This window comes from Actinophytocola sp., assembly GCF_035634895.1.
GTDB lineage: Bacteria > Actinomycetota > Actinomycetes > Mycobacteriales > Pseudonocardiaceae > Actinophytocola.
In genome coordinates, this window is record NZ_DASQCC010000226.1 from 52428 (window position 1) to 69221 (window position 16794).

Consider the following 16794-nt stretch of genomic DNA (forward strand, 5'->3'; position numbering starts at 1 on the left):
GTTCTCCTCTCACTGATGTCGTTGGCACCGAAGGACTTTCGGGCCTCCGAAGGGATGGCCTTCAGTGCAGGCCCGGGAGCGTGGCGCGAGCGGTCCTCACGATCGCTCCCGCCGGGTGAGCGCGGGCACGATGCCGCGCGGCAGGAACAGCACGACGAGCACCAGCAGCAGCCCGTAGACCGCGTAGGACAGGACGCTCGGGGCGTAGCTCGGCATGCCGGGCTGGGTGCCCAGGTCGTTCAGTGTCTGCACCAGCAGCGTGATGGCGACCGCGCCGACCACACCGCCGGCGAGCGTGCCGAGCCCGCCGACGACGGCCATCACCACGTACTCGACCGACAGCAGCACCGGGAACGAGCCGGGGCCGAGGTAGCCGAGGTAGTAGGCGTAGACCCCGCCGGCGAGGCCGGCGAACGCCGCGGACAGCGCGAACACGGCGAGCCGGTACCGGCCGACCGGCACCCCGCTGGCGGCCGCGGCGACCTCGCTGGTGGCGAGCGCCCGCAGCCCCCGGCCGGGCCTCGACCGCACGAGGTTGCGTGCGACCAGGAGGACGAGCGCGAGGCAGGCCCACGTCAGGTACGCGTACTGGATGTCGTCCTCGAACTCGAACGAGCCGACGGAGAGCCGGGGGATGCCCTGCAGGCCGATGGCGCCGCCGGCCCAGTCGGACTGTGCCAGCACCGACAGGAGGATGAGCTGCATGGCGAGCGTGGCGAACGCGAGGTAGTGCCCACGCAGGCGCAGCACGCCGATGCCCACGACGGTCGCGAACGCGGCGGCGACGACCGGCGCCGCGACCAGTCCGAGCAGGGGCGGGAAGCCGTGCACGGCGAGGAGTCCCGCGGTGTAGGCGCCGATCGCGTAGAACGACGCCTGGCCGAGCGAGATCTGCCCGGCCTGGCCCATCAGCAGCGACAGGCCGACGGTGATCATGGCGGCGAGGCCGGCGAGGATGTAGATGCCGAGCTGAGCGCCGTCCAGGAACGCCGGCAGGGCAAGGGTTACCAGGGCGGCCGCGGCCAGGAGCACGATTCTCACGCCGGTTCCTCCTGTGTCGCCGGCCGGCGGGCCGCGCGCCAGATCATCACGGCGATCATCAGGCCCAGCGCGATCTCCGTCTGGTGCGCCGCGTTGCCGTAGCCCGCGACGAGCGCCTGCGTGACGCCGAGCAGCAGGCCGCCGGCGAGGGTGATTGCCGGGCGGGTCAGGCCGCCGAGGATGGCCGCCGCGAAGCCGTTGACGATCAGCGTGACGTCCGCGTCGAACGTGATCTGCTGCACGGGCGTCACGAGCACGCCGGCGAGGCCGCCGAGGGCGCCGCCGATGGTGAAGGCCAGCAGCCCCATCCGCCGCACGTCGAGGCCGATCACCCGTGCCGCGTAAGGGTTCGACGCGCACGCCGTCAGCGCCTTGCCGGTGTCCGTGCGGGTGAAGAACAACGCCATGCCCGCGAAGACCGGCAGCGTGACGCCGATGATCAGGAGGTAGTGGCTCTGCACCCGGGTGTCCCCGATGGACACCGCACCCGGCAGGCCGGCGAACGAGCGCGGCTGGTCGCCCCACACCAGCACCTCGACCGCGTACGCGAACACGGCCAGCCCGAGCGTGACGATCAACGCGGACTGGGGTGTCGTGCCGGTCGCGACGAGCCCGACCAGCAACCCCACCACCGCGGCCACGGCGACGGCCGCCAGCTCGCCGATCCCGTGTGGCAGCGCGGTGAGGAACGACGACGCGCACATGGCGCCGACGACCGCGAACGCCCCCTGCGCGAAGTTGACCACGCGCGTCACCCGGTACACGGCCACGAGCCCGCTGCCGACGAGCGCGTAGCCGCAGCCCGTGCCGAGCCCGGTGAGTAGGTAGCCCGCGAGCTCACTCGACATCGGCGACCACCCCGCCCAGGTACGCGGCGGAGACCCGTTCGTCCGCGATGAGCTCGCTCGACGAGCCCTCCGCGACGATGCGGCCCGCCTCCAGCACGTACGCCCGCGTGCACAGGTCGAGCGCGAGCCGCGCGTTCTGCTCGATGAGCAGGACGGCGAGGCCACGGCGGGAGTTCAGCTCCCGCAGGTGCCTGACGAGGTCCGCGACCACGAGCGGCGCCAGGCCGAGCGAGAGCTCGTCGACGGCGAGCACGTCCGGACGGCTCATCAGGGCCCGGCCGACCGCGACCATCTGCTGCTCACCGCCCGACAGGGTGCCGGCCCGCCGGTGCCGCAGCTCGGCGAGACGGGGAAGGATCGCGTGCACGGGCGCGGTGTCCCGCTCCCGGTACCGGCGGCCACCGAGGCGCAGGTTGTCCTCGACGGTGAGGTCGCCGAACACCTGCCGCCCTTCCGGCACGTGCGCGAGCCGGCCCTGCACCGCGACGGAACCCTCCGCCGGCTTGAGGATCCCGGAGAGCGTGTTGACCAGAGTGGACTTTCCCGCGCCGTTCGGGCCGATCAGCGCGACCATCTCGCCGGCGTCGACACGCAGGCTGACCCGGTCGAGCGCGGTGGCCGGCCCGTACCGCACGACGAGGTCCCGCACGTCGATCATGCCTGCCCTCCGCGCCCGCGAGAGACATCGTCGCGGGGTGGGCGCGACCGGCTCCCGGTCATGCCGGCACCTCCGTGCCGAGGTACGCCGCGACCACCTTCTCGTCCGCGCGGACCTGCGCCGGGGTGCCCTCCGCGATCACCTGGCCCAGGTCCAGCACGGTGATCCGGTCGGCGAGCCGGGTCACGAACGCCACGTCGTGCTCGACCAGCAGCATCGTCAACCCCTCGGCCTTGAGCTCGGCCAGCAGGCTCGCCAGCCGCTCGCGTTCCGCCGCGCGCAGCCCCGACGCCGGCTCGTCGAGCAGCAGCAGCCTCGGCCGTCCGCAGAGCGCCCGCGCCACCTGCACCACCCGCTGCTGGCCGAGCGGCAACGCCTCCGCCGGCCGGTCCGCCCAGTCCAGGAGTCCGGTCCTGGCAAGGCATTCCCGCGCGGTACGCGCTATCGCCCGCTCGTCGCCGCGGTGCCGGCCCAGCCGCGTCACCGCCGAGACGAACCCGGCGCGGGTGCTGGCATGCGCACCCACCATCACGTTCTCGAGCACCGTCATGCCGGCGAACACCCGCGCCCCCTGGAACACCACCGCGATCCCGGCCTTCGCGCGGTGATGCGGCGGGAGCCGGTCGATGGGGGCACCGTCGTAGGCGACCCTGCCCGCGTCCGCGCGGAGCTGGCCGCCGATCAGACCGAACAGCGTCGACTTGCCCGCGCCGTTCGGCCCGATCACGCCCCTCAGCTCGCCGTGCGCGACATGGAGGTCCACGTCGCGCACGGCGAACACCCCGTCGAACGAACGGTGCAACCCGTCCGCCTGCAGCAACAGGGCGGTCCCCGTCATGAACCCAGCTCGGCCAGCTGCTTGCTGGCCCACTCGGTCGGCTTGAACGCGCCCTGGGTCACCTTGGTGATCGCGATGAACTCGGGCCCCAGGCCGGCATGGTTGTCCTTGCCGTAGGCGTACTTGCCGTTCGGCGTCACCAGCGACAGGCCCTCCAGCGCGTCCCGGATCTTCTCCGGATCCGCGCTTCCCGCCTTCTCGATGGCCGCCACCAGCAGCTTCACCCCGCTGTAGCCGTCCTGCGCGAACTGCGGCGGCGGGTAGCCGTACTTCTTCTCGAACGACGTGGTGAGCTCGGAGATCGCGTTCTTCTGCTCCCCGTCAGGAAGCTCCGGGCCGACCAGGCCGATCGAGCTGGCCACCGTCACGCCCTCGGCCGCGGCGCCGACCGGGTCGAGGAACAGCTTGCTCGCCTGCGCGCCGGTCAGCACGAGCGGGACGTTCACGCCGGCCGTGGCGTACTGCTTGGTCAGCGCGACCGCGGGGGCGCCGGTCGCCCACACCACGAACGCCTGCGCGCCCGAGGACCGGACGTGCCCGATCACCGCGCCGAACTCGGTCGCGTCGGTCTGGAACTCCTCGGACGCCACGATCTTCACGCCGTACTTCGCGGCCTTGTCCTGCATGCCCTTGAAGCCGGCGACCGCGTACGAGCTCTTGGTGTCGTGCGCGACGGCCACGGTGGACACGCCGGTCGCCTTGAAGTACTGGAGGATCCGCTCGCCGTACAGCGACGCCAGCGCCGGCACCACGAACACGTACGGGTGCAGGGGCTTCACCTGCTCGTCGGCGGGAGTCAGCGACAGGTAGGGGATCTTCGCGCGGTCGACGGACGGGATCGTGGCGAGCGCCGAGTTGGAGAAGGGCGACCCGATGACCGCGCTCACGTCGTCGCCACGCAGGTCGTTGAACGCCAGCACCGACTGGTCCGGCTGGCTCTTGTCGTCCTTGACCACCAGCTCGAGCTTGCGGCCGCCGAGCACCCCGCCGTCGCGGTTGACCTTCTCGACGGCGAGCTCGACGGACTTCTTGTTCTCACCGCCGAGCGGTGAGTAGTTGCCGGTCAGCGACACGATCTGGCCGACACGGATGGGGTCGTCGGACGAGGTGGCTGTGTTGCCGTCACCGCATCCCGCCACGACAAGGGAAAGGGCTGCCAGGGACATAACAAGTCGACGCACCGTACCTCCTCGTACGCGCCGTGTGGCCGCACACAAAGTTAGGCGTCTTGGTTGCAGCCGTCAAGAAACTGCCTAACATTGCTCCCTGTGGCAGACGACCCAAGGCCTCAGTCGCTGATGCTCACGCTGCTGGGCGACTACCTGTACGGGACCGACCTGTGCGTGTTCTCGGGCAGCGTGATCGACGTGCTGGACCGGCTCGGCGTGTCCGAGCACGCGACCCGCTCGACGCTGACGCGCATGGTCAACCGCGGCCTCCTGCATCGCCAGAAACAGGGCCGGCGCATGTACTTCGGGCTGACGCCACGGGCCGTCGAGATCCTGCGCGACGGTCAGGACCGCATCTGGCGCACCGGCGCGGTCAACGACGACTGGGACGGCACGTGGACGCTGCTCGGCTTCTCACTGCCCGAGGCGTGGCGGCGGCAGCGGCACGACCTGCGCTCGAAGCTCGCGTGGGCGGGTTTCGGCTCTCTGCAGGGCGGGCTGTGGATCGCACCGGGGCACGTCGAGGTCGACGACATCGTCGCGTCGCTGGGACTCGGGGCGCACGTGCGGGTGTTCCGCGCGACGGTCGACGAGCTGACCGACGTCGGCCAGCTCGTCGTGGAGGCCTACGACCTCGTGACGATCTCCACGGGCTACCGGGTCTTCCTCGACCGGTGGACGGAGTCGCCGCCGCATCCGGACGACCCGCTGGCCGCCCACCTGTCGATCGTCACCGAGTGGCTGCGGGTGATCCGCAAGGATCCTCGGCTGCCGGTCCGGCACCTGCCCGAGTACTGGCCGGCCATCGCGGCACAGAAGGCGTTCCACGACACGGAGGGCCGCCTCTCCCGCCCGGCGGCGGCCCTGGCGGCCGGCCTCCTCGACACGATGCCGACGAACGAGGCACTGGCCGAGTGAACATCGACGGGCCGCCGGTCGGGGCACTCGCACCCGCGGCCGGGCGGGTCAGGGCTTGCGGCCCACCGCGCCCACGATGCAGCGGGCCGCGCCGCTCAGCGGGGTCAGGCGGGGGCCGTCGGGCCACCACTCGTCGCAGACCGCCAGTCCCGGCTCGGACGGGGCGTTCGGCTTGATCAGCTCCAGGCCGTCCAACATGGGCAGGATCTCGTCGCGGGTGCGGAACCGGCCCGCCCCCATCGGGCCGTTGACCAGGATGTTCTCGATCCGCCGGGCGATCTCGGTCAGCTCCGGCACCTGCGGGTCGAAGAAGTGCGAGAACACGACGTAGCTCCCGGACGGCAGCGCGTCGACGTACTCCCGCATGATCTCCGGCGCGTGGTCGCCCTCGACGTGGTGCATCGTGCCGACCTGGAGTACCACCAGCGGCCGCGTGAAGTCCAGGTTCGCGCGGACGACCTCGTTCTCGAGCACCGACCTGGGCTGGAAGATGTCCGCCGAGACCATGTGCACCCGGAAGTCGTCCTCCAGCAACGCACGGCCGTGTGCGAGCACCACCGGGTCGTTGTCCACGTACACGACCTTGGCCTCGTCGTTGAACCGCTGGACGATCTGGTGGGTGTTCTCCGCGGTCGGCAGGCCGGAACCGCAGTCGAGGAACTGGCTGATCCGCGTCTGCGCGAGGAAGCGGCACGCACGGTTCAGGAAGCCCCGGTTGCCGCGGGCGATGTCCACCGCCTCCGGCACCGCCTCGTTGATCTTGACCATGACCTGGCGGTCGACCTCGTACAGGTCCTTCCCACCCAGGAAGCCCCCGTACACCCGGGCGATACTCGGCCGGTTGGGGTCCACCCCGACCGGAACCTGGCTTGGCGAAGTCGGTGCTGCCATCGAGTCCTCACCTACGTTCTTGAACCGGGACGGAGTAACCACAGTAGTACCCCTGGTGACGGCCATGGCCGTACTCACTCGAACGGGCGATCACCCGATCAGGCGGCGCTGAGGCGGCGCACCGAGTCGAGCAGCCACATCCCGTTCTGCTGGACCAGCGTGTACTCGTGCCGCTCGCGGCTCTGGCTGCCGTCCTTCCGGGTGTACACCAGGTTCACCTGCACCTTGTTCGTGCCGACCTGCACGGCGCCGGTCGCGGTGACCGAGCTGATGTTGCTCCAGAACCGCTCGTAGTAGCCCTGCCGGCCGCCGCCCGGGTTCTGCTGGAACTTCGGGCTGAGGCGTTTCCACGCCTCGTCCCGGTTGCCGGGCACCAGGGCGTAGTACTCGTTGACCGCCGCGACGGGCGTGGCCGCGACCGGCTGCCCCGTCGGCGTGCCGGAGGTGGCGGGCGGGGGAGTCGTGGTCGTCGTGCGTTCGGTCGTCGTGGTTCCGGTGGTCGTGGATGTCGTCGTGCTCGCGGGTTTCCGCGCCGAACTCGACGACCCGCCGCCGGCCGCGCGGTCGTCGCCGGAGGCGGCGCCGTTCCGGTTGAACAGCATCGTGACCAGTGCGGCCACCACGGCCACCGCCACCAGGCCTGCGGCGACCGCGACCACCTGTCTGCGCCGGCGCGCGGTCGGCGTGGCGGCCGCGGCTGCCGGCGCGGCCGAGGCACCGGCACCCGCGGCCGGCTCGGCGGCCTCGGTGGGGGCCTCGGCCGGAGGGGCGGCGGCCGGGACGACCGCGACCGGCGCCGCGTCGGACCGCTCCTCCGTCACCGCGGCGAGCGCGTCCCTGGCCTCGGTCATCGAGGGCCGTTTCTCGGGATCGTCGCTGAGCAACCACAGCAGCACGTCGGTCATCGGCCCGGCGTGTGTCGGCGGCGTGATCTCCCCGGACGACACCCGGTACAGGAGCTTCATCGCGTTGGCGTCGTCCCCGACCGGCGGCGCGCCCTCGACCGCCGCGTACAGGGTGGCGCCGAGCGAGTACACGTCCGCGGCGAACGAGGCGGACCCGCCCCTCGCGACCTCGGGTGCGAGGTAGGCGGGCGTGCCGGCGAACGTGCTGGTCGCGGTCAGCGTCAGGTCGCTGATCACCCGCGAGATGCCGAAGTCGGTGATCTTGACCGTGCCGTCCTCGCCGATCAGCACGTTGGCCGGCTTGACGTCCCGGTGCACCACCCCGGCCTCGTGTGCGGCCATCAGCGCCGCGGCGGCCTCGGCGCCGATCCGCGCCACCTCGTCATAGGGCAGCGTGCCGCGCTCGGCCAGGCTCTTGGAGGGGAAGTACTCCATGATCAGGTACGGCTGGCCGCCGTCGGTGACCACGTCGTACACCGTGATCAGTTGCGGATGGTGCAACCGCGCGGCGATCCGGCCCTCCCGCATGGTGCGGCGGACCATCTCCTCGCCCTGCGGCTCGGAGAGCTCGGCGGGTACGCGAAGCTGCTTGACGGCGACCGTGCGGCGCAGGCGCTCGTCGTCGGCGCGCCAGATCACACCCATACCGCCGCTGCCGATGTGCTCGAGCAGCCGGTACCGGCCCGCGACGATCCGCTCTTCCTCGCTCATCCGTCCCCTGTCTCGCGCTGCCGTCACCTAGGAATAGCACGCGAGGGAGACACGGCGATCACCCACGGGGTGCGGGTACGTCGGGCACACCCTCGTCGGCACGCAGTCCCAGCATATCGAGCAGCCGGACGCACTCGGCCGGGTCACCCGCGGCGGACGCGACCGCGAGCACGGCACGCCTGCGCTGGTCCGCGGTCAGGTCGACGGTGGTCAGCTGGTAGTCGACGACTTCCTTCGTAGGCATGGCCGCATCCCCTCCAGGTTCGACGACTTCCAGGTTCGACGTCGGCTACCCGGCCGGCCACTGTCCGAAACTACTCCGACGCCGCGATATTCCGTCGCGCCGCACTCGACGAAGGGACGCGCGGGACGGCCGAGAAGTCGCGGTTCACCTCGGGGACCGGCCGCGGCGGGCGAGGCCGGTCCCGGAGATGCCGAGCGCCCATGTGAAGACCAGGGTGCCGAGGGTGATCCCGTGTACCAGCTCCATGAGCGCGGCCCGCCGATCACGAGGGCGACCAGCAGCACCGTGATCCGCTTCTTCATCCGAGCCTCCCAGTTTCTTCGCGGCTGGACCGCCCCCGCGGTGCGCCGGATCGAGGAATGTCCCGTGTGGACAAGTCGGGTGGCTCCCACGCGGCGTGTCCGGCGCGCGAGCGATCCCCCATGTGAGGGGAGTCCTTCCCGATCTCGTGGGTGTTACGGCCGATTATTATGTGTGCCATAATACCGCCCGTGGTGAGTGAGGCGCTGTCCGCTGTTCGCGCGTGGACCCGGCTCGACCAGGCGATCGCCGGGTTCAACCGGGTGCTGGAGCGTGAGCACGGGGTCACCGGCGCGCAGCTCGCGGTGCTGCGGCTGGTCCGCGAGTGGGGCCCGCGCGTCGCGCTGGCCGAGATGCGGGCGCGGCTCGTCATGCATCCCGCGACGCTCGGCCAGATGCTCGACCGCCTGGCGGCCCACGGCCTTGTCACGGTTGCCGAGGACCCCGCCGACCGCCGTCGCCGGCTGGTGGAGCTGACGCCGGAGGGAAGGCGGCTGACCGAACAGGCGCCGCTCGCCGGTCCCGTGCGGCTGCGGCACGTGCCCGCCGCACCCGACCGCCTGCGCCGCCTGGCCGAGGCGTTCGACGACGCCATCGTGTTGTTCGGGCTCGAGGAGTACGACGAGGAGTACGCCCATGACCGACCTGCGGACGCTGCCGAACATCGGACCGGCACTGGCAACCGACCTGCACGCGGTGGGCGTGCCGGACGCGGAGACCCTGCGCGAGGTGGGCGCGGACGAGGCGGCCCGACGCCTCGCTGAGGCAGGCCGCCGGGACTGCGCACACGCCACCCGCGCCCTGCGCGGCGCCCTGGACGGCGTCCGGTGGACCACGGGAGAGTCGCGATGACTCGCCCCGGTGACGCCGTGCTCGGCGTGGACAACGTCCTGTTCTCCGTCGGCGATCTCGACGGCGCCGTCGAGTTCTACACCGGGCTGGGACTGCCGCTGGTGTTCCGGCACGGTGAGATCGCGTTGTTCCGGCTCGGTGCGGAGGCGCCCGGCCTGCTGGTGCGTCGCGAGGACGCCGCCGGTGGCGGGCGGGTCTGGCTGGAGGTGCCGGACGTCCGCGCACTGTCCACTGTGGAGCGACCGTTCCCGGTGGCCACCGGCTGGACGGTCGAGGTGGCCGATCCCTGGGGCAACGTCGTCGGGTTCACCGACTACACCACCATGCCCGAGCGCGGGCGCCCGGCCGCTCCATAACTTTTCGGCGATTTCCGGGGCGGCTCCGGATCGCTACTGTGACCCCGTATGAAGCCTCCTGCACGCTTCGTGGCGGTCCTGCTCGCCCTCGGGCTTGCCGCCGGCTGCGTCGAGCCACAGGAGAGCGGCGCGTCCGGCGCCTCCGTCAGCATCGTGCTCTACCAGGAGCCGACGGAGTTCAGCCCGCTCGCGCCGGCGCTCGGGGCGAACCAGCAGGTCATGTCGATGATCTACCAGAGCCTCATGGTGGTCGACCCGGACCTGAGGCTGGTGCCGCGGCTCGCGGCCGAGGTCGACGTCGCGCCGGACGCGACCTCCTTCACCTTCCACCTCAGGGAAGGGCTGAAATGGAGTGACGGCAAGCCGTTCACGTCCGCGGACGTGCTGTTCACCCACCAGCTGCTGGCCGATCCGAAGAGCACCTCTGCCGTCGCGGGTTACTACCGGGGCGTCGTGAGCATGACCGCGCCCGACGCGGACACGTTCGTGATCACCACCGGCACACCGAACTACGGGATCCTGGCACAGGTCGGCGTCATGCCGATCCTGCCGAAGCACGTCCTGGGTGACAAGCCCGTCGACCGGGTGGCCGGGGACCCGTTCTTCGCCAACCCGACCGTCGGGCTGGGACCGTTCCAGTTCGTCGCCCACCACGCCGGCCGGTACGTCGAGCTGAAGGCCAACCCGAACTTCCCGGTGCGGCCGGGGATCGACCGGGTGTACCTCAGGCCGCTCACCTCGGCCGTCGCGACCGCCCGGCTCCGGACCGGCGAGGTGGACGTCGCGCCGATCGCGCCGACCGACCGGCCGGCGCTGGAGTCGGTCAACTCCCTGTCCTTCAAGACCTCCGGCGACGGTGGCTTCGTGCGGATCGGTGTCAACCACACGCAGGCCCGGTTCGCCGACGTCCGGGTGCGGCAGGCGCTGCTGTACGGTATCGACCGGAAGTCCATTGTGGACAGGATGCTGCCGGGGGTCGGCCGGGTGCGGGACTCCTCGTTCGACCCGAGTGTGTCCGGCGGCGGCATCGAGAAGTACGGCTACGACCCGGACAAGGCCAGGCGGCTGCTGACCGAGGCCGGTTGGGACAGGTCGCGAACCGTGCGCCTGTCGTGGATCCCGGGCAGCAACCCCGACCGGGACGCGGCCGCGCTCGCCGTGCGGGACCAGCTCGCGAAGATCGGCGTCGACGTCGAGCTGACGCGGCTCGACACCAGCGGTGTGACGGACATGCTGAAGAACGCGGACTTCGACCTGTACCTGTTCGGCGGCGGCGACTACGCGGTGGACTCGTGGAACGTCAACGCCATCGAGGGGTGCGACACGTTCTTTCCCAACGGCGGCAACATCGTGAAGTTCTGCGACCCGGCACTGGACGCGAAGATGAAGCAGGCCAACGGAACCGCCGACGAGAACACGCGCCTCGCGCTGTACCGCGAGGCGGCGGCGATCGACAACGAGCAGGTGCCGTACCTGTGGCTGTACACCGCGGGCGGCCTGTGGGCGGTCAACAAGCGGGTGGAGAACTTCCAACCGCTCAACCCCACCGGCGGCGGCTTCTGGCAGCCGGAGAAGTGGCGCCTGTCCTGAGCGGCGCGAGGCCGCCGACGTGCGACGGGTCGGCGACGCCGTTGTGACGGGCGCTCTGCCACCCTTGGCACGCGGACGTGGGGAGAGTTCCGTGATGGGGGAGGTCTCGTATGTCCGCGCCCGCCAGGTTTCGCGCGTTGCGGCCCTCGGAGGTGGTGACCAGGGACCGGACCGTGCGGCGTGACGTCCGCGCCGGTCCGTTGCCCGCGACCGCCGCCAGACAGCCGGTCACCCGGCCGGTCACCAACCCGCCGGCGAAGCCACCGGTCATCGGCCCGGTGCCGCCCGGGAGTCCCGGAGTTTCGAACGCCGCGGTCGCCGCCGCGCTGCGCACCGAACCCGGCCCGAGGTTCGTGCTCGACCGACTGCGGCCCGTCGCGCAGAACATGATCGGCAACAACGCGGTCGCCGCCGCGCGTGGCGCCGCGCCGCCCGCGGTCGAGGAGCGACGCGCCGTCGAGCAGAAGGGCGCGGGTCGGCAGGAGACCGGGAAGCAGGCGCGCGGCCCGCGGTCCGACCCCAGGTTCGCGGCGCTGAGGAAGGACGTCCAGCACAAGAAGGGTGTCGTCGCCGCCTCGCATCCGCCGCCGCACCGGGAGGCGACCGCCGCGCAGGACGCCGCCCTGCCACCGAAGGACGACGCGGTCGCCCAGGGCAAGACGGCCAACGCGGAGAAGATGAACGAGGCCGAGCCCAGGGAGTTCGACCGGGACGCCTTCATCCGGGCCGTCGAGGAGGCCATCGAGCGCAAGGCCCCGAAGAACCTCGACCAGGCCGACAAGTTCGCCGAGTCGGGCAAACCGGAGGAGATCAAGGCCGACGTCCAGAACCGCGTCGGCGACGGCAAGGCCGACTCCGCCGAGCAGATCGCCACCACGACCGCGGCCCCGCCGGACACCTCGGTCGCCGTCGAGAAGAAGGTCGTGCCGATGGCGCCGGACCGCCCGGCCGGCGTCCAGGCGACCCCCGACCCGGCCCAGGCCGTGCCGGACCGGCTGCCGCCACAGGCCACCGACCTGTCCGCGGGGCCCGCCCAGGTCGACCAGCAGCTGGCGGACGCGCACGTCACGGAGACCCAGCTGCGCAAGGCGAACGAGCCCGCCTTCACGAACGCCCTGCGACAGAAGCAGACCGCCGACCAGCACGCCGAGACCGCGCCCGACCGGCTCCGCAAGGACGAGGCGGCGCAGCTGAGGTCGTCGACCGCCCAGGCGAAGAAGCTCGGCACGAAGGCGATGTGGGCGATGGCCGCCGAGCGGGCCGCGACCGGACAGCGGGTCGGCACGGGCAAGTCCGGCGCGAAGGGCCGCGACGAGGACAAACGCGCCGAGGTCACCGCCATCCTGCAACAGGTCTTCGACACGATGAAGACCGATGTGGAGAACATACTGTCCGGTTTGGACAAACTGGTCGACGACCAGTTCACCCGTGGCGAGAAGGCGGCCCGCGACGCCTTCACCGCCGAGCACCGGCAGAAGATGGACGAGTACAAGGACCGGCGCTACGGCGGCGCGCTGGGCTGGGCCCGCTGGCTCGACGACCAGTTCACCGGCCTGCCGGCCGAGGCGGACAAGATCTTCGACGACGCCCGTGCCGGCTACGTGCGGCGGATGCGCCAGGTCATCGCCGATGTCGCGACCACCATCGGCACCGAGCTGGGCCGCGCGAAGCGGCGCATCGCCCAGGGTCGCGAGGACCTGCGGACCGAGGTCGGGAAGCTCCCGCCGAGCCTGCGGAACATCGGCAGGGAGGCCGCCGCCGGCTTCGCCGACCAGTTCGACGAGCTGACCCGGACCGTCGACGACAAGGGCGACGAGCTGGTCGACACCCTGGCCACCAGGTACACCGACGCCGTCAAGTCCGTCGACGACGAGATCGCGCTGGCGAAGGAGATGAACAAGGGCCTGGTGGACAAGGCGATCGACGCGGTCAAGGGCGTCATCGACACCATCATGGCGCTCAAGGACCTGCTGCTCGCCGTGCTGGCCAAGGCCGCGCAGGCCGTGTTCCTGATCCTGGGTGACCCGATCGGCTTCCTGAGCAACCTGGTGTCCGGCGTCGGCGCGGGCCTGAGGCAGTTCATGGCCAACATCGGCAGGCACCTCCAGGAAGGCATCATGTCCTGGCTGCTCGGCCGCACCGCCGAGGCCGGGATCAAGCTGCCCGCCACGTTCGACACCCGCGGCGTGCTGCTCCTGCTCGCCGAGCTGCTCGGCCTGACGTGGCAGGGAATCCGCGCCCGGATCACCCGCAAGGTGCCCGAACAGGCCGTGGCCGCGGCGGAAACCGCTGTACCACTCGTGAACCAGGTTCGCCGGCAGGGCGTGGCCGGCATGTGGGACGACCTGAAGGCCCGCGTCGGCGACCTGCGCAGGGACCTGGTCGACAAGGTCATCCAGTACGTGACGCCGACGATCGTCCTCGCCGGGATCAAGTGGGTGCTGTCGCTGCTGAATCCCGCGTCGACGTTCGTCCGCGCGGTACAGCTGATCATCGACATCGTCAGGTTCGTGGTCACGCAGGCCCGGCAGATCATCGAGTTCGTCAACGCCGTGCTGGACGCCGTGATCGCCATCGCTCGCGGCGGCGCGGGCGGCGTGCCCGCGTTGGTCGAACGCGCACTGGCCCGGTCGATCCCGGTGCTGCTCGGCTTCCTGGCCGCGTTGCTGGGCGTCGGCGGAATAGCCGGGCGGGTCAGGCAGATTGTGCAGGCCATGGCCAAACCGGTGGGCCGGGTCATCGACACCGTCATCGACAAGATCGTCGGGCTGATCAGGAACCTCTGGGCGAAGCTCAAGTCCACAATGGACAGGAAGGGTCGCCGGGACCGGAAGAAGCCGAGGCCGGACAGGAAGAAGCCGGACACCCGCAGGCCGGACACCCGCGGGCCGAAGCCGGCCCGTCCGGCCAGGGGCGGGCAGAGGGCCTCTCGGCCCGACAAGGAGAAGCCGGACTACGACCGCATCCTCGCCGCCGCGTTGCGGGACGCCGAGGCCCTGGTCGCGAAGGAGATGCCGGTCGAGGAGATCGAGGAGCGGCTGCCCCCGATCCAGCGTCGGCACCGGCTGGTCAGCCTGGACGTCGTGGTCGAGCGGACCACGGGGCTTGTCGACGTGATCCACTTCGTCGCGGTCGTCAACCCGATGAAGAGGTCGCGGCCGGTGAACGCGCCGCTCACCGCGGAGGAGGCCAGAGAGGAGGCCGGTCTCCTGCTGCGCAGCCAGCGGATGTTCCAGCGGTACGCCGACGAGCGCCGGGTGGTCATCGAGGTCCGGCTAACCAACCCGGAGTCCGTGCCACACCTCGAGGCGGGTGCCATGTTCAAGGCGAGGCCGATCAAACCCAAGACGATCAACGCCGCCGACGTGCTGCTCGGGCTGCGGCCGGAGACGCAGGGGCTGGTCGGGTTCTTCTCCGCCGGTCCTCCCGACCCCGCCGGGCTGGGCCTCACCCCGGAGGAGTTGGCGATCGCACGACCCAGGTACGAGCAGCGGCTGGCCGAATGGCGGAAGTACCGCGCTGTGATGGATGAGCTCGCCGAGCGACCGGACGGGCCGGGCCGGTACGTGGTCGAGGACAACGTCGTCCACGGCTTCACCGCGCGGGGAAGGCGGCCGGTGGCAGGCGACCACGACCTGTTCGACATCACGACGCTGGAAGGGAAACACCTTCCGGAGGACGATCACCTGGCACTCGTCCAGGACATGGTGCAGAAGGGCTTCGGCGTCATGCACGGGACGGTGGTGTACTGGAAGGACTGGGAGAAGCGGGACGTGGACGAGTGGAAGGCGCGGCGGGACCTGATCGCGGGAGCGTTGAAGGAGGGGGTGATCCGGTTCGCGCCGGGTCAGCCGATGCGGTGGGTGCTGCCCGGCACCCGGATCTGGCGACGCCCGTTCAGGGGGAGACGATGACCGGAGACGTCACCGCGGTGCGAGCCGAGCTGATGGCCACGGGAAACCGGCTCCTGGCGGCGGGACAGGCCCACTTCGAGGCCGACCGGCCCGACGCGGCGTGGCGGCTGTGGCGAGAGGTCGACGAGATCAACGCCCGGTACCGGGCCCTGTTGCCCGAGGTGACCGTCGCGAGGTGCCCGCACACCGGCGAACCGGTCCGCTGGCCGATCGACATCTGGGGCCTCGACGGCTGGTACTGGTCGTACGCCAGGAAGATCAGCCGCCAACCGAAGACCGTGCCCGGTTCCTGGCTGGCCATGACCGGCGCGATGCGGCTGGTCGAACCCGTGGAGCACAACCCCGACGTCGTCGTGCCGGGTCCCGGCGTGCCGTTCGTGCTGCCGCGCCTGCTCGGTCTTCCCGGCGTCCGCGCGGTGGTCGCCGAGGTCCCCGTGGGCCCGCACACCGGCTGGGCGATCAGCTACTTCGGCCCCATGCCGTCCGATGTGCCGCTGGTCGACCTGTGGGGTACCAACAACTATCCGGTCTTCCCCCACCGCTGGTCGGCCTACCGCCTGCGGACCGCCGAGCTCGACTTCGACCTGACGCACTGGTTGGGAACGGGTGCGCTGCAGTGGCTCGACGGTGACACCCTGCGCACCGGCGCCTGCCCGTTCGCCGACCTCCCCGGCGAACGGCGGATTGCGATGGTGTGGAACGGAAAGGTCGCCTATCGCGACGACGCGCCCGTCATGTAGGCCGGCACGGACCCGCACCCGGACGACGAGGGTACGGGGAAGCCCCGGCGGGTGGGGCACACCCGCCGGGGCCGGTCCGTCCTAGGACAGGATCCCGAGGATCTGGTTGAGCAGCGCGATCAGACCGTTCAGGTCGAGCGACGGCCCGTTCAGCAGGTTGGCGACCGCACACAGGAGGTTGCCCAGGAGGTTGCCCGGACCGCCCTCAGCGGTGATGTTCAGGTGCACGCGGTCGAGGTGCACGACCAGACCCAGCAGGTCCAGGTCGAGCGGGCCGAGCACCAGGTCGAGGATCTCGCACGACGCGGCGATCGCGGTCGTGTCGACCGGCACCTGGACCGTCCGCGACTCGCTGCCGACGACCTGGCCGGCCGAGTCGACGAGGGTCACGTCGGCCACGCCCTGAGCCAGCAGCTGGTCACCGCTGGCGACGAACTGGCTCGGGGTGAAGGTGCCCGTCGCGGTACCTGTTCCACCGGTGGCATCGGTGAAGGTGCCCGCGATCGGCACGCTCGGCGCGGCGACGGGTGCCGCGGGTGCCGCGGGTGCCGCGGCGGCGTTCGGAGCCGCGAACAGCACTACCAGCGCGGCGACGAGGAGAGAGATCAGAGAACCACTTCTAGTAGAAAGAAATCTCATCCTGCTACTCCTTTCGACGGAAACTAACTACCAAAGGGTGAGCAGATGATCACGCTTGCAAACGCGATCGATCACTCAAAGTGAGTGAAGAGCGTCACGGTTTGCTACCGACCGATCGCGGAAACAAGATGAGGTTCGGGATCTGGACCACACCGGCGACGCGTCTCGACCACGACAGTC

The 16794-nt window shown here is 70.9% G+C and carries 16 protein-coding genes; 7 read left to right on the forward strand and 9 right to left on the reverse strand.

Features of this window, described 5'->3' with window-relative positions; genetic code table 11:
* Positions 1–96: 96 nt before the first annotated feature.
* The 5 genes from VET29_RS35190 to VET29_RS35210 are packed head-to-tail and all read right to left on the reverse strand — an operon-like array spanning position 97 to position 4566.
* Positions 97–1041, reverse strand: a complete 945-nt coding sequence (locus tag VET29_RS35190; RefSeq protein WP_324928949.1) for a branched-chain amino acid ABC transporter permease — start codon at positions 1039–1041, stop codon at positions 97–99.
* Positions 1038–1889, reverse strand: a complete 852-nt coding sequence (locus tag VET29_RS35195; protein WP_324928951.1) for a branched-chain amino acid ABC transporter permease — start codon at positions 1887–1889, stop codon at positions 1038–1040. The genes VET29_RS35190 and VET29_RS35195 overlap by 4 nt, the downstream gene beginning before the upstream one ends.
* Positions 1879–2547 (reverse strand): ABC transporter ATP-binding protein, encoded by a 669-nt coding sequence (locus tag VET29_RS35200; protein WP_324928953.1) that lies wholly within the window; start codon positions 2545–2547, stop codon positions 1879–1881. Before VET29_RS35200 ends, VET29_RS35195 begins: the two co-directional genes overlap by 11 nt.
* Before the next feature lie 58 nt (positions 2548–2605).
* Entirely contained in the window at positions 2606–3385 is a 780-nt protein-coding gene (locus VET29_RS35205) for an ABC transporter ATP-binding protein (protein WP_324928955.1), read from the reverse strand.
* Positions 3382–4566, reverse strand: coding sequence for an ABC transporter substrate-binding protein (locus VET29_RS35210; protein WP_324928957.1), 1185 nt, complete (start codon positions 4564–4566; stop codon positions 3382–3384). The genes VET29_RS35205 and VET29_RS35210 overlap by 4 nt, the downstream gene beginning before the upstream one ends.
* Before the next feature lie 87 nt (positions 4567–4653).
* Here VET29_RS35210 and VET29_RS35215 point away from each other — a divergent pair, with 87 nt between their 5' ends.
* A complete protein-coding gene (locus tag VET29_RS35215; RefSeq protein WP_324928959.1) occupies positions 4654–5472 on the forward strand; it encodes a PaaX family transcriptional regulator C-terminal domain-containing protein in 819 nt (272 codons plus the stop codon).
* 48 nt (positions 5473–5520) lie between these two features.
* Here the strand turns inward: VET29_RS35215 and VET29_RS35220 are convergent, their stop codons facing one another.
* The 3 genes from VET29_RS35220 to VET29_RS35230 form a co-directional block, all read right to left on the reverse strand.
* Complete coding sequence (locus tag VET29_RS35220) at positions 5521–6363, reverse strand: SAM-dependent methyltransferase (protein WP_324928961.1); 843 nt, start codon at positions 6361–6363, stop codon at positions 5521–5523.
* A gap of 98 nt (positions 6364–6461) precedes the next feature.
* Entirely contained in the window at positions 6462–7979 is a 1518-nt protein-coding gene (locus tag VET29_RS35225; protein WP_324928963.1) for a serine/threonine-protein kinase, read from the reverse strand.
* 58 nt (positions 7980–8037) lie between these two features.
* The gene (locus VET29_RS35230) at positions 8038–8223 is read right to left on the reverse strand and encodes a hypothetical protein (RefSeq protein ID WP_324928965.1); all 186 of its coding nucleotides are present in this window, start codon (positions 8221–8223) and stop codon (positions 8038–8040) included.
* Between the two features lie 491 nt (positions 8224–8714).
* On the opposite strand from VET29_RS35230, the gene VET29_RS35235 reads away from it, so the two are divergent.
* The 6 genes from VET29_RS35235 (at position 8715) to VET29_RS35255 (ending at position 15975) form a co-directional block, all read left to right on the forward strand.
* Positions 8715–9287, forward strand: coding sequence for a MarR family transcriptional regulator (locus VET29_RS35235; protein WP_324928967.1), 573 nt, complete (start codon positions 8715–8717; stop codon positions 9285–9287).
* Complete coding sequence (locus VET29_RS44230; protein ID WP_414636699.1) at positions 9220–9375, forward strand: TfoX/Sxy family DNA transformation protein; 156 nt, start codon at positions 9220–9222, stop codon at positions 9373–9375. The genes VET29_RS35235 and VET29_RS44230 overlap by 68 nt, the downstream gene beginning before the upstream one ends.
* On the forward strand, positions 9372–9731 hold the full coding sequence (locus VET29_RS35240; RefSeq protein ID WP_324928969.1) for a VOC family protein: 360 nt from the start codon (positions 9372–9374) through the stop codon (positions 9729–9731). The genes VET29_RS44230 and VET29_RS35240 overlap by 4 nt, the downstream gene beginning before the upstream one ends.
* Before the next feature lie 48 nt (positions 9732–9779).
* Complete coding sequence (locus VET29_RS35245; protein WP_324928971.1) at positions 9780–11321, forward strand: ABC transporter substrate-binding protein; 1542 nt, start codon at positions 9780–9782, stop codon at positions 11319–11321.
* Positions 11322–11431: 110 nt separating this feature from the next.
* A complete protein-coding gene (locus VET29_RS35250; protein WP_324928974.1) occupies positions 11432–15235 on the forward strand; it encodes a hypothetical protein in 3804 nt (1267 codons plus the stop codon).
* A complete protein-coding gene (locus tag VET29_RS35255; protein WP_324928976.1) occupies positions 15232–15975 on the forward strand; it encodes a hypothetical protein in 744 nt (247 codons plus the stop codon). Before VET29_RS35250 ends, VET29_RS35255 begins: the two co-directional genes overlap by 4 nt.
* 81 nt (positions 15976–16056) lie before the next feature.
* On the opposite strand, the gene VET29_RS35260 is transcribed toward VET29_RS35255, so the two are convergent.
* Positions 16057–16614, reverse strand: coding sequence for a hypothetical protein (locus VET29_RS35260; RefSeq protein ID WP_324928978.1), 558 nt, complete (start codon positions 16612–16614; stop codon positions 16057–16059).
* Between the last annotated feature and the right edge of the window lie 180 nt (positions 16615–16794).